This is a genomic window from Pseudomonas sp. TMW22089, assembly GCF_022496645.1.
Classification (GTDB): domain Bacteria; phylum Pseudomonadota; class Gammaproteobacteria; order Pseudomonadales; family Pseudomonadaceae; genus Aquipseudomonas; species Aquipseudomonas paraversuta.
In genome coordinates this window covers 78,402-99,237 of the sequence record NZ_SCFG01000006.1, presented here as the reverse complement: position 1 = coordinate 99,237, position 20,836 = coordinate 78,402, and the positions used below count along the sequence as shown (strand labels likewise).

17 protein-coding genes are annotated in these 20,836 nt (G+C 60.3%); 6 read left to right on the top strand and 11 right to left on the bottom strand.

Annotated features, from left to right (window positions below; translation table 11 throughout):
- The first annotated feature begins 52 nt into the window (after positions 1-52).
- Entirely contained in the window at positions 53-835 is a 783-nt protein-coding gene (locus EQV90_RS08320) for a class I SAM-dependent methyltransferase (protein ID WP_003440357.1), read from the top strand.
- 89 nt (positions 836-924) lie between these two features.
- Here the strand turns inward: EQV90_RS08320 and EQV90_RS08315 are convergent, their stop codons facing one another.
- The gene (locus tag EQV90_RS08315; protein WP_037001390.1) at positions 925-1,563 is read right to left on the bottom strand and encodes a TetR/AcrR family transcriptional regulator; all 639 of its coding nucleotides are present in this window, start codon (positions 1,561-1,563) and stop codon (positions 925-927) included.
- 90 nt (positions 1,564-1,653) lie between these two features.
- Between EQV90_RS08315 and EQV90_RS08310 the strand changes: the two genes are divergently transcribed.
- The gene (locus EQV90_RS08310; protein ID WP_003440361.1) at positions 1,654-2,754 is read left to right on the top strand and encodes an efflux RND transporter periplasmic adaptor subunit; all 1,101 of its coding nucleotides are present in this window, start codon (positions 1,654-1,656) and stop codon (positions 2,752-2,754) included.
- 5 nt (positions 2,755-2,759) lie between these two features.
- A complete protein-coding gene (locus tag EQV90_RS08305) occupies positions 2,760-5,819 on the top strand; it encodes an efflux RND transporter permease subunit (RefSeq protein ID WP_240877975.1) in 3,060 nt (1,019 codons plus the stop codon).
- An 88-nt stretch (positions 5,820-5,907) separates the two neighbouring features.
- On the opposite strand, the gene EQV90_RS08300 is transcribed toward EQV90_RS08305, so the two are convergent.
- Complete coding sequence (locus EQV90_RS08300; protein ID WP_003440366.1) at positions 5,908-6,309, bottom strand: YbaY family lipoprotein; 402 nt, start codon at positions 6,307-6,309, stop codon at positions 5,908-5,910.
- An 86-nt stretch (positions 6,310-6,395) separates the two neighbouring features.
- Positions 6,396-8,909 carry a glycerol-3-phosphate 1-O-acyltransferase PlsB gene (plsB, locus tag EQV90_RS08295; protein ID WP_010655969.1) on the bottom strand — a complete coding sequence of 838 codons (2,514 nt, stop codon included), beginning with the start codon at positions 8,907-8,909 and terminating at the stop codon, positions 6,396-6,398.
- A 240-nt stretch (positions 8,910-9,149) separates the two neighbouring features.
- Here plsB and EQV90_RS08290 point away from each other — a divergent pair, with 240 nt between their 5' ends.
- Complete coding sequence (locus EQV90_RS08290; protein WP_003440369.1) at positions 9,150-9,359, top strand: cold shock domain-containing protein; 210 nt, start codon at positions 9,150-9,152, stop codon at positions 9,357-9,359.
- 110 nt (positions 9,360-9,469) lie between these two features.
- Here EQV90_RS08290 and EQV90_RS08285 read toward each other — a convergent pair whose 3' ends face one another.
- The 4 genes from EQV90_RS08285 to EQV90_RS08270 all read right to left on the bottom strand — a co-directional run bounded on the left by EQV90_RS08285 (position 9,470) and on the right by EQV90_RS08270 (position 14,581).
- Positions 9,470-9,850, bottom strand: coding sequence for a hypothetical protein (locus tag EQV90_RS08285; RefSeq protein ID WP_003440371.1), 381 nt, complete (start codon positions 9,848-9,850; stop codon positions 9,470-9,472).
- An 80-nt stretch (positions 9,851-9,930) separates the two neighbouring features.
- Positions 9,931-10,740 carry a putative RNA methyltransferase gene (locus tag EQV90_RS08280; RefSeq protein WP_010655967.1) on the bottom strand — a complete coding sequence of 270 codons (810 nt, stop codon included), beginning with the start codon at positions 10,738-10,740 and terminating at the stop codon, positions 9,931-9,933.
- Positions 10,740-11,891, bottom strand: a complete 1,152-nt coding sequence (gene dapE / locus EQV90_RS08275) for a succinyl-diaminopimelate desuccinylase (RefSeq protein WP_003440376.1) — start codon at positions 11,889-11,891, stop codon at positions 10,740-10,742. Before dapE ends, EQV90_RS08280 begins: the two co-directional genes overlap by 1 nt.
- A 98-nt stretch (positions 11,892-11,989) precedes the next feature.
- Positions 11,990-14,581 carry a glycosyltransferase gene (locus EQV90_RS08270; protein ID WP_003440388.1) on the bottom strand — a complete coding sequence of 864 codons (2,592 nt, stop codon included), beginning with the start codon at positions 14,579-14,581 and terminating at the stop codon, positions 11,990-11,992.
- Positions 14,582-14,850: 269 nt separating this feature from the next.
- Between EQV90_RS08270 and tcdA the strand changes: the two genes are divergently transcribed.
- A complete protein-coding gene (gene tcdA / locus EQV90_RS08265; protein WP_177412962.1) occupies positions 14,851-15,666 on the top strand; it encodes a tRNA cyclic N6-threonylcarbamoyladenosine(37) synthase TcdA in 816 nt (271 codons plus the stop codon).
- Between the two features lie 177 nt (positions 15,667-15,843).
- On the opposite strand, the gene EQV90_RS08260 is transcribed toward tcdA, so the two are convergent.
- Genes EQV90_RS08260 through EQV90_RS08245 form a run of 4 tightly spaced genes read right to left on the bottom strand, consistent with a single transcriptional unit; the run spans position 15,844 to position 18,943 of the window.
- On the bottom strand, positions 15,844-16,248 hold the full coding sequence (locus tag EQV90_RS08260) for a SufE family protein (RefSeq protein ID WP_003440394.1): 405 nt from the start codon (positions 16,246-16,248) through the stop codon (positions 15,844-15,846).
- The gene (locus EQV90_RS08255; protein ID WP_240877974.1) at positions 16,245-17,450 is read right to left on the bottom strand and encodes a cysteine desulfurase; all 1,206 of its coding nucleotides are present in this window, start codon (positions 17,448-17,450) and stop codon (positions 16,245-16,247) included. The genes EQV90_RS08260 and EQV90_RS08255 overlap by 4 nt, the downstream gene beginning before the upstream one ends.
- 59 nt (positions 17,451-17,509) lie before the next feature.
- Positions 17,510-18,544 carry a 2,3,4,5-tetrahydropyridine-2,6-dicarboxylate N-succinyltransferase gene (dapD, locus tag EQV90_RS08250; RefSeq protein WP_003440400.1) on the bottom strand — a complete coding sequence of 345 codons (1,035 nt, stop codon included), beginning with the start codon at positions 18,542-18,544 and terminating at the stop codon, positions 17,510-17,512.
- A 36-nt stretch (positions 18,545-18,580) separates the two neighbouring features.
- On the bottom strand, positions 18,581-18,943 hold the full coding sequence (locus EQV90_RS08245; protein ID WP_127196014.1) for an ArsC family reductase: 363 nt from the start codon (positions 18,941-18,943) through the stop codon (positions 18,581-18,583).
- 229 nt (positions 18,944-19,172) lie between these two features.
- On the opposite strand from EQV90_RS08245, the gene EQV90_RS08240 reads away from it, so the two are divergent.
- Positions 19,173-20,816 (top strand): Na+/H+ antiporter, encoded by a 1,644-nt coding sequence (locus EQV90_RS08240; RefSeq protein ID WP_003440407.1) that lies wholly within the window; start codon positions 19,173-19,175, stop codon positions 20,814-20,816.
- Positions 20,817-20,836 lie beyond the last annotated feature (20 nt).

The window sequence follows — 20,836 nt, the reverse complement described above, 5'->3', positions numbered from 1 at the left end:
TTCATTTATCGGCAGCCTTTGCCGATCATTAAATTTTTGAGCGTGTTTTTAGATGAGTGAGCAAGCAGCAGGCTGTCGTATCAAAGTCGAAGCATTGGGCGAGGCCTATCAGGCCCTGGCCGGGCAATGGGCTGAACGTCTGGGTCTGCCTCTGGCCGAGCCCGAGGCTGAGTTCGCCTTGCAAGTGGGCGCGCAGGGGTTGCAGCTGCAACAACTGGGGCCGGACGCCCCGGGCCCGGTGCGGGTCGACTTTGTAGAGGGAGGGGCGGCCCATCGACGTTTGTTTGGTGGCGGTACGGGGCAGATGATTGCCAAGGCGGTCGGCGTACAGCAGGGCGTGCGTCCGCGGGTACTGGACGCCACGGCGGGTTTGGGCAAAGACGCGTTCGTGCTGGCGAGCCTGGGTTGTGAAATGAGCCTGATCGAACGTCAGCCGCTGATCGGAGCGCTACTTGAAGATGGCCTGGCCCGCGGCCTGGACGACTTTGAGGTGGCGCCGATCGTGTCACGCATGCACTTGCTCAAGGGCAACTCGATTGAGGTGATGCGCAACTGGGAAGGCGAGCCGCCGCAAGTCATCTACCTCGACCCTATGTTTCCGCACCGTGAGAAAACAGCCTTGGTGAAGAAGGAAATGCGCCTGTTCCGGCCATTGGTGGGTGATGACAATGATGCTCCGGCCCTGCTTGAAGCGGCGTTGGCGCTGGCCAGCCACCGGGTAGTGGTCAAGCGCCCGCGCAAGGCACCGTGCATTGCCGGGCCCAAGCCGAGCCATGCGCTGGACGGCAAGTCGAGCCGTTACGATATTTATCCGAAGAAAGCGCTAAAGCCCTGACCCCGATCTTCCAGCAGGAGCGAACTTGCTCACGATCTTTCAAGCGCAAGAGATCGCGAGACAAGCTCGCGCCTACAGGGGCGGTGTGATCAGAGCGGGCGATACGCGCGCATGAAAACCCCCACCACTTCCTGCACGTGCGCCTCGGCGCCCGCATCGTCCAGCGGCTCGCCGCAGCCATAGAGCAGGCGAAAATTGGGTGAGCCCTTGAGCATGCAAAAGAAGTGCTCCGCTGCGTAGTGCGGCTGATCAATCTGCAATTCACCGGTGCGGTGGATTTTTCCCAGCAGACGCTCCATCTCCAGCACCACTCGCTCCGGCCCCGCCTCAAAGAAAATTTGCGACAACTTAGGGTCCTGGCTGCCTTGGGTCATCATCAGCCGATGCAGGTTGAGTGACTCCTGGCTGTTTATCAGGCTGTGGAAACCCCGGGCAATGTTCAGCAGCACCGCCTCGACCGGTGCGCCGCCAGGCAATTCAAAAAACAATTCCGGCAACTGATCTGTGCACTTGGCCATGATCGCCGAAGAAAAGAGCGTCTCTTTGTCGGTGAAATGGCTGTAGACGGTGAGTTTTGACACGCCTGCCAGGCCTGCGACCGCGTCCATGCTGGTGCTGGCATAGCCCTTGGTCAGAAACAGGGTTTTCGCCGCGTCAAGGATCGCCTGGCGTTTTGCCATGTCCTTGGGACGCCCGAGCGCATTGGGGGGTAAAGGATTGTCAGACATTCTCGTTTATTACTGGACTGGTGAGTTTGGTATTAATAACATGCCGCCCAGTATAAATATTCCAAGCCCTATTAGCGAAAGGTCATCTCCATGTTGCGCCATGCCTTGCCCCGCGCTGTGCCTGTGTGTCTGGTGTTTTTGTTATCCGCGTGCGGCCATGAAGAGCCTGCTCAAATCAGCATCAGCCCGGCAATGGTGGAGCAGCCACAGCCTTCTGCGCTGGCGAGCCAAAGCTATCCGGGTGAAGTCCGGGCCCGGTTCGATCCGCAACTGGCGTTCCGCATTGGTGGCAAAGTGACCCGACGCCTGGTGGATGAAGGTGAGCGGGTCAAGGCCAATCAGCCGCTGGCTGAGCTGGACCCGCAAGATGTGCGCCTGCAACTGGAGGCGACCCGGGCCCAGGTTGCAGCGGGGCAGGCCAACCTGAATCTGGTGCGAGCGGAACGTGACCGCTACAAAACCCTGCTCGACCGGCAGATGGTCAGCCGTTCGCAGTTCGACAATGCCGAAAACCTCTATCGCTCGGGTGAAGCCCGGCTCCAGCAGCTCAAGGCCGAGCAGGACGTGGCCAGCAATCAGGCCAGCTACGCCGTGTTGCGCGCGCCCCAGGACGGGGTGATCGCCCAGCGCCAGGTTGAGGTCGGTCAGGTCGTGGCCGCAGGGCAAACGGTGTTTACCCTGGCTGCCGACGGCGAGCGTGAAGTGCTGATCAGCTTGCCGGAGCAAGCCTTCGGCCGCTTCAAGATTGGCCTGCCGGTTTCGGTTGAACTGTGGTCGCAGCCCGATCAACGCTTCAGCGGGCGCATTCGCGAACTGTCGCCTGCGGCTGATCCCCGGTCGCGGACCTTTGCCGCCCGTATCGCCTTCACTTCCGGCAAGGTGCCGGCCGAGCTGGGGCAAAGTGCCCGGGTCTTTATCCAAAGCGAAGGCGTGAGTCCGTTGTCGGTGCCGCTGTCGGCATTGAGCGCTGAAAATGGCGCGACCTATGTCTGGCGTGTCGGCCCGGGCAACAAGCTGGAGCAGGTTCCCGTGCGTACCGGGCCCTTTGGCGAGAAAAACGTGCCGGTGCTTGAAGGTCTCAAGGCTGACGACTGGATTGTCTCGGCCGGGGTGCACGTGTTGCATCCTGGGCAGCAAGTGCGGCCGGTTGATCGCTCCAACCGAACGATCAATGTTGCGGTGAAGGAGTAATCCCGATGGGTTTCAACCTTTCCGCCTGGGCGTTGCGCAATCGTCAAATCGTACTGTTTCTGATGTTGTTACTCGCTATCGTCGGTGGGCTTTCCTACACCAAGTTAGGGCAAAGTGAAGACCCGCCGTTCACCTTCAAGGCCATGGTGATTCGCACGTTGTGGCCGGGTGCCAGCGCCGAGGAAGTCTCGCGCCAGGTGACCGAGCGCATAGAAAAGAAGCTGATGGAAACCGGCGATTACGAGCGGATTGTTTCGTTCTCGCGACCTGGCGAGTCACAAGTGACCTTCATGGCCCGTGACTCAATGCCTTCGGCGCGGATTCCGGAGCTGTGGTATCAGGTCCGAAAAAAAATCAGCGATATTCGTCAGAATCTGCCGCCGGATATTCAGGGACCATTTTTCAACGATGAGTTCGGCACTACTTTCGGCAATATCTACAGCCTGAGTGGCGAAGGCTTCGACTACGGGGTGCTTAAAGACTACGCCGACCGCATCCAGATCCAGCTGCAACGGGTCAAGGATGTGGGCAAGGTCGAGCTGCTGGGGCTGCAGGACGAGAAAATCTGGATCGAACTCTCCAACCTCAAGCTCGCCACTCTGGGCCTGCCGCTGGCGACTGTGCAACAAGCCCTCAAGGAGCAGAACGCAGTCTCTACCGCCGGTTTCTTCGAGACCCCGACCGAGCGTGTTCAATTGCGCGTGAGCGGCAATTTCAAAACCGTTGAACAGATCGAGGGGTTCCCGATCCGGGTGGGGGAGCGCACCTTGCGGATCAGTGATGTGGCGGACGTACACCGCGGCTTTAATGATCCTCCGGCACCGCGCATGCGCTTCATGGGGCAGGATGCCATTGGCCTGGCCGTGGCGATGAAAGACGGCGGCGATATTCTGGTACTGGGCAAGGCGCTGGAAACAGAGTTCGAACGACTCCAGAAAAACCTCCCCGCCGGGATGCAACTGAGCAAGGTGTCGGATCAACCGGCGGCGGTGAAAAGCAGCGTCGGTGAATTCGTCCAGGTGCTGGTGGAAGCACTGGCAATCGTGTTGCTGGTGAGCTTCTTCTCGCTTGGGGTGCGCACCGGCCTGGTGGTGGCGCTGACGATCCCGCTGGTGTTGGCGATGACATTTGCCGCCATGTACTACCTGGGCATCGGCCTGCACAAAATCTCCCTGGGTGCGCTGGTGCTGGCGCTGGGGCTGTTGGTGGATGACGCGATCATCGCCGTGGAAATGATGGCGATCAAAATGGAGCAGGGCTACGACCGGCTCAAGGCGGCGAGTTTTGCCTGGACCAGCACCGCGTTCCCGATGTTGACCGGCACCCTGATTACGGCAGCGGGTTTTCTGCCGATTGCCATGGCGCAGTCGAGCACCGGTGAGTACACCCGCTCGATCTTCCAGGTGGTGACCATTGCGCTGCTGGCATCCTGGATTGCCGCGGTGGTGTTCGTGCCGTATCTGGGGGCATTGCTGCTGCCGGATCTGGCGAAGATCCATGGGGCCAAACACGGCAGCGCGACGCCCGACCCCTACGGCACCCCGTTTTATCAACGGGTACGACGGCTGGTGGAGTGGTGTGTGCGTCGGCGCAAGACCGTGATTGTACTGACGGTGCTGTTGTTTTTAGGGTCGGTGATGCTGTTCCGGTTCGTTCCGCAGCAGTTTTTCCCGGCTTCGAGCCGCCTGGAATTGATGGTCGATTTGAAACAGGCAGAAGGTGTCTCGCTGAGCAACACCAACGAGCAAGTCAAACATCTGGAAAGCTTGCTCAAGGATCACCCCGGGATTGCCAACTATGTGGCTTACGTGGGGACCGGTTCGCCACGTTTTTACTTGCCACTGGATCAGCAGTTGCCGGCGGCCAGCTTCGCCCAGTTCGTGGTGCTGGCCAAGAGCATCGAGGAGCGTGAAACCCTGCGCACCTGGTTGATCGAGACCCTTGATCAACAGTTCCCGGGGGTTCGCTCGCGGGTTACCCGTCTTGAAACAGGCCCGCCGGTTGGATACCCGGTGCAGCTTCGGGTGACTGGCGAGCATATAGAAGAGGTACGGGCCCTGGCGCGCAAGGTAGCGGCCAGGGTTCGGGAGAATCCCCACGTGGTCAATGTTCACCTGGACTGGGAGGAACCGAGCAAAGTGGTGTACCTCAATGTCGACCAGGACCGGGCGCGGGCTTTGGGCGTGAGTACGGCGAACCTGTCGCACTTCCTGCAGAGCACCTTGCTGGGCTCCTCCGTCAGCCAGTACCGGGAAGACAACGAGTTGATCGAAATCCTGTTGCGCGGCACCCCCCATGAGCGCACCGAACTTTCGTTGCTGCCGAGCCTGGCGGTACCGACCGACAATGGTCAGAGTGTCGCCCTGTCGCAAATCGCGACCCTGGAATATGGCTTTGAAGAAGGCATTATCTGGCACCGCAACCGCCTGCCGACCGTGACCGTGCGCGCCGATATTTATGGCAAGGAACAACCGGCCACGCTGGTGCAGCAGATTCTGCCGACATTGCAGGATGTGCGGGCAGAGCTGCCGGACGGTTACCTGCTGGAAGTGGGCGGCACGGTTGAAGACTCCAGCCGTGGGCAGGACTCGGTGAAAGCCGGTGTACCGTTGTTTATCGTGGTGGTGCTGACCCTGTTGATGGTGCAGCTGCGCAGCTTCTCGCGCATGGTGATGGTGTTTTTGACCGCGCCGCTGGGGTTGATCGGGGTGACCCTGTTCTTGCTGGTGTTCGGCAAACCTTTCGGCTTTGTTGCGATGCTGGGCACCATTGCCCTGTCCGGGATGATCATGCGCAATTCGGTGATCCTGGTGGACCAGATCGAACAGGACAAAGCCGCAGGGATGGACCCCTGGCAGGCGATTATCGAAGCGACGGTACGCCGGTTCCGGCCGATTGTGCTGACTGCCCTTGCCGCGGTGCTGGCGATGATCCCGCTGTCCCGTAGCGTGTTCTTCGGGCCGATGGCGGTAGCGATCATGGGCGGGCTGATAGTGGCGACGGCCCTGACTCTGCTGTTCTTGCCGGCGCTGTACGCGGCGTGGTTCAGGGTGAAGAAGGTTTAACCCTGGCCTGAGGTGGGGGCATTGTTGAAGTGGGGGCTGGCTTGCCGGCGATGCAGGCAACTCCAGCCCCTACAGGATCATGCGCTGTTTATTGTTGAACCTGATCAACCCGCAGGCGAATCGGTTGCTGGGTTTTGGCATTCAGGTCGACGCTGTTGCGCTCAGTGGTGATGAACAACAACTGACCGTTATCTTCAATCCGTGCACTGACTGCATAGGTGTGGCCCGGTTTGACTTCAGCCGGGTCATAGCTCAGGTGGAAAGGCAGCGGAACCTGGCCTTTGACCGGGCCGCTTTGTTTGGCCAGGGTGACTGCCGGAGCGTCGGCCAGTGACACATCCTGCAGGCTCACTTCAAGGGTGGCGCCAGGCGGCAGGGCGATACGTTGCAGGTAAAACACTTCGCCATCGAGAGCGGCTTGCGGGGCAGGTGTCATAGAGCTGCAGGCTCCGAGCAGGGCAGTCAGGCTGAGTAAAAGGACTTTTTTCATGCGGGAGGCTCCATAGGGCAGGCATTAACGCCATGCGTTGAGAGGGCGCCTGCCAGACAAATGTTCAATCTGGCAGGCGCTTTTGCTTATTTAAGCGGTTTTTCCAAAGACAGCGGCGCTTGATCTGCCGGGTCTTCGCTGCGGTGCAAGGCCACCTGACGGATCGACAGGCGGATCTCGGCGGGTAGCACGCGTTTGGCCGCGCCTTCGGCCAGTTCGCCAAGCAGCTCGTGATAGCTCAACTTGCCGTTGGCGTCGCGACGCAAGACGTCTTCTTCGAGCAAGCTCTGGATAAAGTGGCGGAACAGGCTCTTGTCGAAGAACTCCGGGGCATTGAGGCCATGCAGGATCGACAGGCGCTGGGCCATCATGGTGCACAGGTCTTCCAGCTCTTCGGCGCTCAAGGTGTTCTGGCCGCTGTTGAGCAGCAACGAGATGGCCATGTAGAAGCGCTGCAGGGTTTGCGCAATGCTCCTGGACAGTAGCGTCAGCAGCACAAAATGCCGCGAGCTCGGGGCCGGGCGCAGGTACACAGCGTTTTCAAAGCGCAGCAAACCCTGTTCGACAAACGCCTCCAGCCACTGATCCACCACGGCGTCCAGCTCATCCTCGGACCAGCGGATAAACAGTTCCGATTGCAGGTACGGATACAGGGCGTGGGTGTAACGCAGGATTTGCTCGCGGGTCATGCGCGAGCTGCTCTGGAAGAAGCTGGCCAGCAACGCCGGCAGGGCAAAGATATGCAGCACGTTGTTGCGGTAGTAAGTCATCAGGACGGCGTTTTGCTCATCCAGGTACAGGACCTTGCCCAGTGCATCGCTCTGCTCGGAGAGCAGGTCCATGCTTTTCACGTGTTCGATCAGTGCCTGACCGTCACCTTCAGGCACGGTGGTGTGGGGTGAATAGGGGACGCGGCGCAGCAGGGCCAGATACAGGTCCAGCACGCGGGCCATGGCCCGGTCATCCAGCGCCAGTTTGCTGGTGGACAGGAGCACCAGCGCCACCAGGTTGACGGGGTTGATGGCTGCGGCTTCGTTCAGGTGCCGGGCGACTTTCTCCCCCAGCCGGTTAGTAGCCCCGTGCAACCACTCAGGCCGGTACGACGGAGCCAGTTCCTGCTGGCGCCAGCCCGGTTGTTCCCCGTCCAGAAACTCGGCGAGTTTGATCGGCTCGCCGAAGTTGACTGCCACCTGGCCAAACTTCTGTTTCTTGAGTGCGCCGATGACTTTGAAAATATCGAATACCGATTCTTTTTTCTTGCTCGCCCCGCGCAGCTCTCCGAGGTAGGTGCGGCCCTCCAGCACCCGCTCGTAACCGATGTACACAGGTACAAAGACGATCGGCATGCGCGATGAGCGCAGGAAGCTGCGGACGGTGATGGCCAGCATGCCGGTTTTCGGTTGCAGCATGCGCCCGGTGCGCGAGCGGCCGCCTTCGACGAAATACTCCACCGGGAAGCCTTTGGTGAACAGGGTATGCATGTATTCGTTGAACACCGAGGTGTACAGCGGGTTGCCCTTGAACGTGCGGCGCATGAAAAAAGCCCCGCCACGGCGCAGCAAGCGCCCCATCAGCGGCATATTGAGATTGATCCCGGCAGCAATGTGCGGCGGAGTCAGGCCGTTGCGAAACAGTAGATAAGACAGCAGCAGATAATCGATATGGCTACGGTGGCATGGCACGTAGACGATTTCATGGCCCTGGGCCACGTTCTGCACGCCCTCGATGTTGTGGATTTTGACCCCGTCGTAAATCTTGTTCCAGAACCAGCTCAGTATCACTTCAAAAAAACGGATTGCCGTGTAGGTGTAATCCGAAGCGATTTCGTTGGCGTAGCGCAGCGCCAGGGCTTTGGCTTTGTCCGCAGAGATATTCTCGCGCTCGGCTTCATCCACAATCGCCTGGCGTACGGCCGGCTCCTTGATCAGACCTTTGACCAGGTTGCGGCGGTGGGACAGGTCGGGGCCGATGGTGGCGGTTTTGAGGTTGCGAAAGTGCACTCGCAAAATGCGCTGGGCCATGCGTACCGTGCGTTCATGGCCCTTGTTGTGGTCAATCAGTTCGCGCAAATGAATCGGCGCGGAAAACTGCACGCGGGTCTTGCGCCCCAAAATAAGAATGCGCAGCAAGCGGCGCAGGCGCCCGGTGACTGCCCAGCTGTCGGCAAACAGCAGCTTCCAGGGGCTGGACTCGCTGTCGGGGGACTGGCCCCAGAACACGCTGACCGGGATGATTTGCGCGTCCTCGCCCGGGTTGAGGGTCAAGGCGTCTACCAGGCGGGTCAGCGCAGGAGGGGCGCCGCGCTTGTCCTGACGTCCCAGCCAGTCGGGCTCGGGGGTCAGGTAAAAGAACGCTTCGGGCTCGATCATGCTGCCAACGGCGACCGGCAGCACGGGGCGCGGCAAGCCGGCCTTGGTGCACTCGGCGTCGACCACTGCCAGTTCGGTCAGTGAGGGCGATTGCAGCACGTAGAACACCGGCCGGCTGCGATCCAGATTCAGTGTCAAGGACGACTGATTGATCGTTTCCGAGCGCACCCACAGGTACAGCAAGCGACGCAGCGCGCCAAATACAAGACGACGGAATGGGGAGCGGGTCATACGGCTTCTGCGTTAGTGGATTAAAACGAGTGTTTACTCGTGCCGGTAGTGTGCCGTATCTCTGGAAAATCGGCAAAAAAGCAGCGAACTAATATTGATTGAGTGTTTTTTTTGCTGACTTATACTCGGGGGTCTTTCGCCATGCTGCACAAGACCCAGTCTGCAAAAACCAGGTTCGAGCGAAAGTTCTCAAAGGGCTGATGGTAGAGCCCGATCAATAATAAAAAGGGGGAAGGATTCATGAGTACGCGCGTAACAGGCAGTGTGAAGTGGTTCAACGACGCCAAAGGCTACGGCTTTATTCAGTGTGCCGATGGTGCCGATGTGTTCGTGCATTACCGTGCCATTCGCGGCGAGGGGCATCGTTCCCTGGCCGAGGGACAGCAGGTCGAATACACCCAGGTCAAGGGTGACAAGGGCTTGCAGGCTGAGGATGTGGTGGGGTTGTAGGCAGGCCCTGTAGCCGCTGTCGCAGGCTGCGATAAGGGCCGCCGGCCCTTCAAGCAGCAGGGGTGCTGCGCACCCCGTCGCAGCCTGTGTCAGCGGCTACATGTTTCACTTCAGGCCCCGGTTTTCCAGGTGATTTCTTCCTGACCGTCTTCGCTGATACGAATCCAGCGATCAGCGTCAGCTTCGCCCTGTTCCTCTTCCCACGTGCCCGGTGCGCAACGCACTTCGACGTTCAGCGCTTTGAAAGCGGCCTGGGCGCAGGCAATGTCGTCATCCCACGGGGTTTTATCGCTGTCCAGAAACAGGCTGTTCCATTTGCCGACGGCATTTGGCATCCAGGTCACAGGTATGTCGCCGGCGGTGCATTTCCACACCTGGCCTTTCTTCACCCAGGGGGTGCAGGGGCCCAGGGCCTCGCTAAGCCATGTAACGACGTGTTCATGACCGGCTTTGGCTTCTTTCAGGTAAATCTCAATATCGGGCTGGCGCATGGATGTCCTCACTGCGTATCTGAAAAATCCATTCGCGGATTAGTCGGGCCAGGGGCGGCTGCCCCTGGCCGTAAAGTGGGTTATTGAAGAATGAAGTAATCGTAGCGCATCGACACAGTGACCACTAAAGGCTGCGGGTGGTCGATGACCTGGGCCCGACGTTCGGCACTGGCACGCCAGCCATGGGGGGTCATGGCCAGCAGGTTGGCGCGGTCCTTGGGTTCACTCAGGCTGAGCACGAACTCCAGGGTTTCACTGTGCTGCAACTGCATGCCTTCAGGCACCAGCGCCAGGTGTTTGTCGTCAGCGTAGTCGCGTACTTCGTCGTACAGCCGTTCACGCAGTTCCATCAGGTGTCCGCGGGTCGGGCCTACGCGCATCAGGCCGCCGCCGGGGCTGAGCAGGCGTTTGGCTTCGAGCCAGTCCAGCGGGCTGAACACGCTGGCCAGAAACTGGCAGCTGGCATCGGCCAGTGGCACCCGGGCCATGCTGGCGATCAACCAGGTCAGGTGCGGGTTGCGCTTGCAGGCACGCTTGACGGCTTCGCGGGAGATGTCCAGCGCGTAGCCGTCGGCGTTGGGCAGCGCCTCGGCGATTTGCGCGGTGTAGTAACCCTCGCCGCAACCGATGTCGAGCCAGCGCTGGGGGGCGCGTTCGGCGGCCAGTTCAGCCAGTCGCTTGGCCACAGGCGCGTAGTGACCCGCGTTGAGGAAATCGCGACGGGCTTCAACCATGGCCTGGTTGTCGCCAGGGTCGCGGCTGTTTTTGTGCTGCACGGGCAACAGGTTCAGGTAGCCCTGACGGGCGCGGTCAAAGCGATGGCCCGTCGGGCAGGCCACGCCATTGTCGACTGCGCTGAGGGGTTGCGAACAGATAGGGCAGGCAAGCATCAGGCAAGCAACCTGATCAGGGTCTGGTAGTAGATTTCGGTCAGCACGTCGAGATCGCTGGCCAGAACCCGCTCGTTGACCTGGTGGATGGTCGCGTTGACCGGGCCCAGTTCAACCACTTGGGTACCCAGGGTCGCGATGAAGCGTCCGTCCGAGGTGCCGCCGCTGGTGGAGGCTTTGGTTTCGCGGCCGGTCACCTGTTTGATGCTCGACGACACCGCATCCAGCAGTGCGCCCGGCTCGGTCAGGAACGGCAGGCCGGACAGCGCCCAATCGATGTGCCAGTCCAGGCCGTGCTTGTCGAGGATGTCTGCGACACGCTTTTGCAGCCCTTCAACAGTGGACTCGGTGGAGAACCGGAAGTTGAACACCGCCACCAGATCGCCGGGAATCACGTTGGTGGCGCCGGTGCCGGAGTTCAGGTTGGAGATCTGGAAGCTGGTTGGCGGGAAGAAGGCGTTGCCGTTATCCCAATGCTCGGCGGCCAGTTCGGTCAGTGCGGGCACGGCCAGGTGAATCGGGTTTTTGGCCAGATGCGGGTAGGCCACATGACCCTGTACCCCGCGCACGGTGAGTTTGGCGCCCAGGGAGCCGCGACGGCCGTTTTTAACCACGTCGCCCACCAGAGTGGTGCTCGACGGCTCACCGACGATGCACCAGTCCAGACGCTCATTGCGGGCCTTGAAACGCTCGATCACGGCCTTGGTGCCGTGATGGGCCGGGCCTTCTTCGTCACTGGTGATCAGAAACGCCACCGAACCCTTGTGGTCCGGGTAGTCGGCGACGAAGCGTTCGGCGGCAACCAGCATGGAAGCAAGACTGCCTTTCATGTCGGCAGCGCCACGGCCGCAGAGCATGCCGTGCTCGTCGATCAAGGCGTCGAATGGGTCGTTTTGCCAGGCCTGCACCGGGCCGGTGGGCACCACATCGGTATGGCCAGCGAAGCACAGCACCGGGCCTTCGTTTTTACCGTGGGTGGCCCAGAAGTTGTCTACGTCTTCGATGCGCATGGGTTCCAGCTTGAAGCCGGCATCACCCAGGCGCTGCATCATCAGCTTCTGGCAATCGGCATCGATCGGGGTCACTGAAGGGCGACGGATCAAATCGCAGGCAAGTTGCAGGGTCGGCGAAAGGTCGGCGTGGGCCGTCATGGGGTGGACTCCGAAGCTGAGCGTGGCAGGGCACAAAAGGGCGGTTATCTTAAAGCAAAACGGCGACCAGAGGCCGCCGTTTAGTGGTTGCAGTCAATTTATACGGCCGGGTGCTCTTCTGGCGCTTCCACCGGTTTGGGCAGTGAAGACAAGAAGGCCATGATCAGCGCCGCCAGATACGGCAGCGACTGCACCAGCAGCATGACCACCCAGAAACGCATGTCGTTGCTCGGCAGGCCCTGGACCAGGAAGATCCCCAGTGCCGCGCCCCAGAGCAGCAGCATGATGAACACCTCTTCACGGGCTTCCGAGATGGCGACCCAGAATCCGTGATTGTCGGCGTTTTTCGGGGTGCGGAAGAACGGAATGCTGGTGGTGAAAAATCCGTACAGCACCGCTTTGGCGATGGTATGGGACAGGGCCAGACCTGCCAGGGCCGCGGCAAACGCGTCCTTGAGGTTGACCCCCACGGCGCGGCGGTACAGGAAGATGATCTTGCCTACCTTGAACACAAACAGGGCCAATGGCGGGATGGCGAAAATCAGCAGCGGCGGATCAACCCGCGTCGGCACAATGATCATCGCCGCCGACCACAGCAGGGCGCCCACGGTGAAGAAGATGTTCATGCCGTCGGCTACCCACGGCAACCAGCCCGCGAGGAAGTGATAACGCTGGCCACGGGTCAATTGCGTATCTTTGCCGCGCAGCAGGCTGGAGGCGTGACGCTTGATAATCTGAATCGCACCGTAGGCCCAGCGGAAGCGCTGTTTCTTGAAGTCGATAAAGGTGTCGGGCATCAGCCCTTTGCCGTAGCTATTGTGGGAATAGGCAGCGGAATAGCCTTTTTCGAACACGCGCAGACCCAATTCGGCATCTTCACAGATACACCAGTCTGCCCAGCCAAGCTCCTCGAGCACGGAACGCCGGGTCATGGTCATGGTGCCGTGCTGAATGATCGCGTCGCGGTCATTGCGGGTGACCATGCCGATATGGAAGAAGCCCTTGTACTCCGAGTAGCAGAGCTTCTTGAAGGTGCTTTCGTTCTGATCACGGTAGTCCTGGGGCGACTGCACGATGGCGATTTTCGGATCGGCAAAGTGCGGCACCATGTGCTTGAGCCAGTTGCGATCGACACAGTAATCGGAGTCGATCACGGCAATCACTTCGGCATCCGGCGCGGTGTGCGGGATCAGATAGTTCAGCGCGCCGCCCTTGAAGCCGGCCAGAGGGGCAACATGGAAGAACTTGAAGCGCGGGCCAAGGGTTGCACAGTAGTCGCGCACCGGCTCCCAGACCGCCGGATCCTTGGTGTTGTTGTCGATAATCAACACTTCGAAGTCCGGGTAGTCGAGGTTCGCCAGTGCATCGAGGGTCTGTTTGACCATCTCTGGCGGCTCGTTGTAGCACGGCACGTGGATCGACACTTTTGGCCGGTAGGCGTCCTCGTGTTCAACCGGCAGAAACTCGCGCCGCCGCTTGCGAATCCATACGGCCTCGGCCAGTTCATGGGCCTCGGTCAGCAGTACGATAAACACCCCGAACGCACCGAGTCCGAGCAGGATGCCTACGGTCAGACTGAACCAGGTGCTGTATTGCTGGCTGTAGTCGTAACCGATCCACACCAGCACCGACCCGCACAGGAACGCGGTGAAGGTCAGGAAAGTGCGGCCACGCTGACGCAGGGCGGAACCGTCGATCAGCAGCAAGGCCAGCGACAGCAGGCCCATGACCACTGAGCCAATGGCCAGTACCCGCCACTGCGGGATAGCCACTACCGGGCCTTCAAAGTTGAATTTTTGCTGGCGCGCGGCGTTGTACACGCCCCAGTACGCGCCCACCGAGCCTTCGTCACTGGCTTTCCAGGGTTGGTCGAAGGCTTCGATCACAAAGTAGTTGTAGCCGCGACGGTTAAGCGTATTGACCAGTGTGCGCAGGTAAATGGCCTGGTCAGCCGGGGTCGCATCGGCGCCACCGCGCATGCGGCCGTTGCTCGGCCAGCCAACCTCCGAGAGCAGCAGCGGTTTTTTCGGGAACATTTTTTTCAGGTCGCGGGCACGGTCCAGGACGAACTCGCCGGCCTTGTCCACGGGGATAAATTCCCAGTACGGCAAAATGTGCGCAGCGATCAGGTCAACGTGCTTGGCCAGTTGCGGGTATTTCTCCCAGATATGCCACTGCTCGGAGGTGGTGACCGGCACCTTGACGGCTGCCCGCACCCGGTCCAGCAACACGATCAAGTCTTCCGGGGTGATCTCTTCACGGAACAGGGCTTCGTTACCCACCACAACCCGCACTACGCTGCGCGAGTTATTGGCCAGTTCGATGGCTTTCTGGATTTCGCGCTCATTGCGCTCAAGGTCCGGACTGATCCAGATTCCGATGGTGACCCGCAAGCCGAACTCTTCCGCCAGCTTGGGAATATCGCCCAGGGTGCCGTCGACCGAGTAAGTCCGGATGTTGTCGGTCAGCTTGCTGATGATTTCCAGATCGCGACGCATTTCGTCGTCGGTCGGGTACTGGTCTTTCTGCGGGTACTGGCCTTGCTGAAACGGCGAGTAGGAAAAGCCCGAGATTTGCTCGGGCCAGTTAGGCGCAGAAACCGGGCGATTGATCAGCGCCCAGAAGCCGGTGAACAGGGCGGCGATGGCCAGCACCACCACCAGGTTGAGTCCAAATTTACGCGATGACATAACTATTTCGGGTTCCAAAGGGAGTGGAACGAAGATCGTTCGGCAGTTACCAAGCGGCGCGCATCCTACACCGCGCTCTGACCTACCGTACAGCGCACGGAATCAGGTCCGGCGTTTGGCAGCGGCGGCGGATTTAAGTTCTTGCATTATTATTTGCAGCTCTTGCCTCGTTGTACCTCCAGGTATTAAAGCAGGCTTGGTCGCGCAGCCTCCAGGAAAGATACAAAACCCCGGGTCATGCCCCTATAATGCGCGCCGGTTTCAGGGTGATGGTCATGAGTACAGAAGATCCACGGTTTGCCGGTGTAGCCCGGTTATATGGCATAGAAGGCCTGGAGCGGCTGCGCGCGGCCCATGTAGCAATCGTCGGTGTGGGCGGTGTCGGGTCGTGGGCGGCAGAAGCCATTGCCCGTTGTGGCGTAGGTGAAATCTCGCTGTTTGATCTGGATGACGTGTGCGTCAGCAACAGCAATCGCCAGTTACACGCCTTGAGCACGACCATTGGTCGAGACAAGGTGGAAGTGATGGCCGAGCGTCTGCGTCAGATCAATCCTGACTGCAAGGTGCATGCAGTGGCTGACTTCGTGACTCGCGAAACCATGGCCGAATACATCACCCCCGATATCGATTGCGTGATTGACTGTATCGATAGCGTGAATGCCAAGGCAGCGCTGATTGCCTGGTGCAAGCGGCGCAAGATCCAGATTATCACTACTGGTGGTGCGGGGGGGCAGATTGACCCGACGCTGATCCAGGTCTGCGATTTGAACCGCACCTTCAATGATCCGCTGGCTTCAAAAGTGCGTTCGACCTTGCGCCGCGATTATGGCTTCTCGCGCACCATGACCCGTCATTACAGCGTGCCTTGCGTATTTTCCACCGAGCAGCTGCGCTATCCGAAGCCTGACGGCAGTATTTGCCTGCAGAAAAGCTTTGTGGGTGACGGGGTCAAGCTTGATTGCGCCGGTGGATTTGGCGCGGTGATGATGGTGACAGCCACTTTTGGCATGGTCGCGGCCACCAAGGCCGTGGACAAGATCGTGGCGGGCGTGCGGCGGCCCTCGGAGCGGGTGAAGCCTGCCTGATCGGCCCCGTTAATCGTCCCGATGCCATCGCTGGCAAGCCAGCTCCCACACTGTTTTTGTAGGCGCTAATACCCCGTGGGAGCTGGCTTGCCAGCGATGGGGGGTTAGCCTGCCAGCTCTCATACTGTTTTTGTAGGCGCTAATGCCCTGTGGGAGCTGGCTTGCCAGCGATGGGGTTTAGCCTGCTAGCTCGCGCATCCGCTGCAATACGGCATTCAGCCCATTACTGCGCGACGGTGACAGCTGCCGGCTCAAGCCCAGCTGGTTGAACCACTCGGGCAAATCCACCTGTTGCAGCTGTTCGCCGGACAAGCCATTGACCCGTGCCAGCAATAGGGCGACCAGCCCGCGGATCAATCGTGCATCGCTACTGGCTGCAAACTGCCAGTGACCGTCGCGCAGCTCACCCAGCAACCACACCTGACTTTCGCAGCCATGCACGCGGTTGGCTTCGTTTTTGTCTGCCAGGTCAAGCTCGGGCAGGCGTTGCCCCCATTGCATCAGCAAGCGCGCGCGTTGTTCCCAGCCTGTGCAGTGTTCAAAACTGTCGAGGGCGGCCTGTGCATCGGCGGGCAGGGTCATTGCAGCAACTCCAGCGCCTGGTCCAGCGCCTCGAAAAAACGCTGTAAATCGTCGGAGTCGTTGTACAGCGCCAGCGACACGCGGATAGCTCCGGCCAGACCGAAGCTTTTGAGCAGCGGCATGGCACAGTGATGACCGGCCCGCACAGCGATGCCTTGCTCAGTCAGCAGATGTGCCAGGTCGGCATTGTGCACGCCATCAACCACAAAGCTCACCAGCGCCAGCTGTGGCGAACCCAGCAGGCGAACCCCCTGGCGTTGCGTCAAGCCGTCGATCAGCAGGCTGTGCAATGCGGCTTCGTGGGCTTCGACGGCTGCTTGATCCAGAGTGGACAGATAGCTGAGGGTTGCGCCCAGACCGATCACGCTGGCAATCGGCGGAGTACCGGCTTCAAAGCCCAGCGGTGCCGGGCGAAAGGTTGCGCTCTGGTAGTCAGCGTCTTGCACCATCTCGCCACCGAACTGCCAGTGCTGCAGGTGGGCCAGCGCGGCGTGGCGGCCAAACAGCACGCCCAGCCCGTCCGGGCCGTACAGTTTGTGGCTGGAGAAGACGTAAAAGTCGCAGCCCAGGGCGTTCACGTCATGCCGGCCATGGACGATGCCCTGGGCGCCATCAACCACGGTCAGCGCATTTTGCGCTTTAGCCAGAGCCAGCAGCTCAGGTAACGGCTGCCATACACCGAGCACATTGGATAACTGGCTGACGGCCAGCAGGCGGGTGCGGGGGGTGATCAGGCGGGCGGCGGCATCGAGGTCGATCACGCCGTCGGCATCCAGCGGCAGTACCACCAGAGTCAGTTTTTTACGCTTGGCAAGCTGTTGCCACGGCAGCAGGTTGGCATGGTGTTCCAGGGCGCTGATAACGATCTCGTCGCCCTGGGTAAATTGGTGTTCCAGCCCATAGGCCAGAAGGTTCAGCGCCGAGGTGGCGCCGTGGGTGAAAACAATTTGCCCGCAGTCGCTGGCGTTGAGCCATTGCGTCACTTTCTGACGGGTGTTTTCAAACGCCTGGGTCGCATGGGCGCCCGGCAGATGCTGGGCGCGGTGCACATTGGCTGCGCCATTGGCGTAGTAATGCTGCAGTGCGTCGAGCAGGGCCTGGGGTTTTTGTGTGGTTGCAGCGTTGTCCAGATAGGTCTGGTCCTGACGTTGCATGGCGGCGATGGCAGGGAAGTCAGCGCGCCAGGGGGAAGGCAAAAGCATGGTGTTCAGGGCTCTGTTGACGGGACCAGAGGCTGGCCCCGTCAGTGGCAGACAGACGCTTAGTTGTGAGCGTGCAGTGCTTCGTTCAGCTCGATGGCCGACTTGTGGGTTTTGCATTCCACAGCGCCGGTTTCCGAGTTGCGGCGGAACAACAGGTCTGGCTGGCCGGCCAGGTCACGGGCCTTGACCACTTTGACCAGCTGGTTGTTCTCGTCCAGCAGCGCGACCTTGGTGCCGGCGGTTACATATAGGCCGGACTCAACGGTGTTGCGGTCGCCCAGCGGGATACCGATACCGGCGTTGGCGCCGATCAGGCAGCCTTCGCCAACCTTGATCACGATGTTGCCGCCGCCCGACAGGGTGCCCATGGTGGAGCAGCCGCCGCCCAGGTCCGAGCCCTTGCCGACGAATACGCCCGCCGAGACGCGGCCTTCGATCATGCCCGGGCCTTCGGTGCCTGCGTTGAAGTTGACGAAACCTTCGTGCATCACGGTGGTGCCTTCGCCGATGTAGGCGCCCAGACGGATCCGCGCGCTGTCAGCGATACGCACGCCGGCCGGAACCACGTAGTCGGTCATTTTCGGGAACTTGTCGACCGAGAACACTTCCAGCAACTCGCCACGCAGGCGGGCTTCGAGCTGACGCTCGGCCAGTTCGCCCAGGTCGATGGCACCCTGGCTGGTCCATGCCACGTTCGGCAGCAGCGGGAACACGCCAGCCAGGCTCAGGCCGTGGGGCTTGACCAGGCGATGGGACAGCAGGTGCAGCTTGAGGTAGGCCTCGGGGGTGGAGGTCAGGGCTGCATCTTCGGCCAGCAGGGTGGCGACCAGCGGCTTGTGGCTTTCAGCCAGACGGGTCAGCAGGGCGGCCTGGGCGGTGTCGATCGGTTTGGCGATTTCGGCCATTTGTGCAGCTTGCGCGGTGCTGAAGGTGATTGCTTGGTTGCCGCCGGTGTAGCCCAGGATCGGGGCGATGGCTGCGATCAGCTCGGCCGACGGGTTAAGCAACGGTTGGGCGTAAAACACTTCCAGCCATGCGCCTTGACGATTCTGGGTACCAACACCAAAGGCCGCGCTGAATAGGGTAGTAGACATGCAATTACCTCTTGAACATAAATAAATGGGCGGGCTTTAAAGAAGGGCCGCCGCATAAAGATCTGGCTTGAAGCCAATCAGGGTTTTGTCTCCGAGATCGAGCACCGGGCGCTTGATCATCGAGGGTTGGGCAAGCATCAGTTCAATGGCTTTCGCCTGGTCGAGATCGGCTTTGCGTTCGTCGTCGAGTTTGCGAAAGGTTGTACCGGCGCGATTGAGTACCACTTGCCAGCCGTGCTCGTTGCACCATTGGGTCAGGTGCTCGCGGTCAATACCGCTGGCTTTGTAATCGTGGAAGTCGTAGCGCACCGCATGCTCATCCAGCCAGGTGCGAGCCTTCTTCATGGTGTCGCAGGCCTTGATGCCGAAAAGGTGCAACGTCTTGTTCGAATCGGTCACTGGATTGCCCCTCCTTTGAATACGCCGGGAAATGATCGGTGGCGGATTATGCCATGAGCAGCGGCCTTGGGCTCGGCCGGGTGCAAGCTTGGCATGTACGTGTGACAGGTCGTCGCATTGCGACTTTTGTTCAGCGGTCAGAGCCCGGGCTTAAAGGCTACTATGGTACGCAATGGGGAAATTGTTGCCTCATATGTTTTAAGGCTTATTGTTCGGGAATCCTGTTGATATGCAAACTGCCTATACCGTCCTCATCTTGCTGATGCTGGTGGGCGTCTCGCGTTTATTGGGGCGCGTGATTCCGCTGCCTCTGCCCCTGGTGCAGATTGCTGCCGGTGCAGTGCTGGCGTGGCCAACCCTGGGCTTGCACGTGGCGCTGAACCCCGAGTTATTCCTCTTTTTGTTTTTGCCGCCGTTGTTGTTCTCGGACGGTTGGCGCATGCCAAAGCGCGAATTCTGGCGCCTGCGGGGGCCCATTCTGACGCTGGCCGTCGGCTTGGTGCTGTTCACTGTCGTGGGGGCCGGCTACTTCATTCATTGGCTATTACCGAGCATTCCTCTACCCGTTGCGTTTGCCCTGGCCGCCGTACTGTCGCCGACGGATGCGGTGGCGGTATCGGCCATTGCCCAAAACCGGCTGCCGGCACCCCTGATGCATATGTTGCAGGGCGAGGCGTTGATGAATGACGCGACCGGCCTGGTGACCTTCAAGTTCGCCCTGGCGGCAGCCATCACCGGGGTATTTTCCCTGGCCAATGCCAGCGTGACTTTTTTGCTGGTGGCTTGTGGCGGCCTGGCGATAGGTGTGGCATTGAGCTGGGTTGTAGGGCGCATGCGCTCGTGGATGATCACGCGGGGCTGGGATGATCCGGCCACGCACGTGGTGTTCATGCTTCTGCTGCCGTTTGCCGCTTATGTACTGGCCGAGCGTCTGGGGGCTTCGGGTATTTTGTCGGCGGTAGCGGCGGGGATGATGCAGAGCTGGCTGGATTTGTTGCCGCGGCAAACCAGTACCCGGTTACTGAACCGCAGCGTGTGGTCGCTGCTGGAATTTGCCTTCAATGGCCTGATTTTCTTGCTGTTGGGCCTGCAGTTGCCGGACATCATCAAAGCCGTCGTCAGACTGGAGCCCACACTGTGGCCGACCCTGATGTATCGCTGCCTGGATGTAGTGGTGATCTTTCTGGTGCTGTTGGCGTTGCGTTTTATCTGGGTGCAGAGCATCTGGCGCTTGTCCGGCCTGTTGCGCCGCTGGCGCGGCAAGGGCGAGTTGACCATGGTGCCGACTGCACGTTCCTGCTGGTTGCTGACGGTGGGCGGGGTGCGTGGGGCCGTGACGCTGGCGGGCGTGATGTCGGTGCCGCTGTTGATCAGCGAAGGCCTGGATTTTCCGGAGCGCGAACTGTTGATCTTCATTGCCGCCGGGGTGATTTTGCTGTCGTTGATCGTGGCCTGCATTGCCTTGCCCCTGTTGTTGCGCGGTATCCCCAAGAGTCAGGACGATGCCATGCGGGCTGAAGTGCGCGAAGCGTGGCGGCGCACGGCGGAAGCGGCGATTCATGCGCTGGAGGCTGAAGAGGTGGTCGAGCCCGAGAAGCAGGATGCTGCGCTGGCGGCATTGGCGGCTGAATTGAAGGCGCGGATCATGTCCGAGTACCGGCATCAGCTTGAGGTGTTCAATGACTCGGCGGAAGCTCAGGCGCTGGCGTCGCAGATGGACCATCTGGAAAGCCGTTTGCGGCTCAAGGCGCTCAGGGCGCAGCGGCTGGAGCTGTACAGCTTGCGTCGCCACCATGAAATCGGTGATGACGTACTCAGTGAAGTCCTGCGGGATCTGGACTTGAGCGAGGCCAACCTGGGAACCGTGAAGTAGCCCGACATCTGCAGCAGCGA

Excerpts from the sequence above, each read along its gene's own strand:
- EQV90_RS08320 (WP_003440357.1), top strand. The coding sequence starts at position 53 with ATGAGTGAGCAAGCAGCAGGCTGTCGTATCAAAGTCGAAGCATTGGGC.
- EQV90_RS08315 (WP_037001390.1), bottom strand. The coding sequence starts at position 1,563 with ATGTCTGACAATCCTTTACCCCCCAATGCGCTCGGGCGTCCCAAGGAC.
- EQV90_RS08310 (WP_003440361.1), top strand. The coding sequence starts at position 1,654 with ATGTTGCGCCATGCCTTGCCCCGCGCTGTGCCTGTGTGTCTGGTGTTT.
- EQV90_RS08305 (WP_240877975.1), top strand. The coding sequence starts at position 2,760 with ATGGGTTTCAACCTTTCCGCCTGGGCGTTGCGCAATCGTCAAATCGTA.
- EQV90_RS08300 (WP_003440366.1), bottom strand. The coding sequence starts at position 6,309 with ATGAAAAAAGTCCTTTTACTCAGCCTGACTGCCCTGCTCGGAGCCTGC.
- plsB (WP_010655969.1), bottom strand. The coding sequence starts at position 8,909 with ATGACCCGCTCCCCATTCCGTCGTCTTGTATTTGGCGCGCTGCGTCGC.
- EQV90_RS08290 (WP_003440369.1), top strand. The coding sequence starts at position 9,150 with ATGAGTACGCGCGTAACAGGCAGTGTGAAGTGGTTCAACGACGCCAAA.
- EQV90_RS08285 (WP_003440371.1), bottom strand. The coding sequence starts at position 9,850 with ATGCGCCAGCCCGATATTGAGATTTACCTGAAAGAAGCCAAAGCCGGT.
- EQV90_RS08280 (WP_010655967.1), bottom strand. The coding sequence starts at position 10,740 with ATGCTTGCCTGCCCTATCTGTTCGCAACCCCTCAGCGCAGTCGACAAT.
- dapE (WP_003440376.1), bottom strand. The coding sequence starts at position 11,891 with ATGACGGCCCACGCCGACCTTTCGCCGACCCTGCAACTTGCCTGCGAT.
- EQV90_RS08270 (WP_003440388.1), bottom strand. The coding sequence starts at position 14,581 with ATGTCATCGCGTAAATTTGGACTCAACCTGGTGGTGGTGCTGGCCATC.
- tcdA (WP_177412962.1), top strand. The coding sequence starts at position 14,851 with ATGGTCATGAGTACAGAAGATCCACGGTTTGCCGGTGTAGCCCGGTTA.
- EQV90_RS08260 (WP_003440394.1), bottom strand. The coding sequence starts at position 16,248 with ATGACCCTGCCCGCCGATGCACAGGCCGCCCTCGACAGTTTTGAACAC.
- EQV90_RS08255 (WP_240877974.1), bottom strand. The coding sequence starts at position 17,450 with ATGCTTTTGCCTTCCCCCTGGCGCGCTGACTTCCCTGCCATCGCCGCC.
- dapD (WP_003440400.1), bottom strand. The coding sequence starts at position 18,544 with ATGTCTACTACCCTATTCAGCGCGGCCTTTGGTGTTGGTACCCAGAAT.
- EQV90_RS08240 (WP_003440407.1), top strand. The coding sequence starts at position 19,173 with ATGCAAACTGCCTATACCGTCCTCATCTTGCTGATGCTGGTGGGCGTC.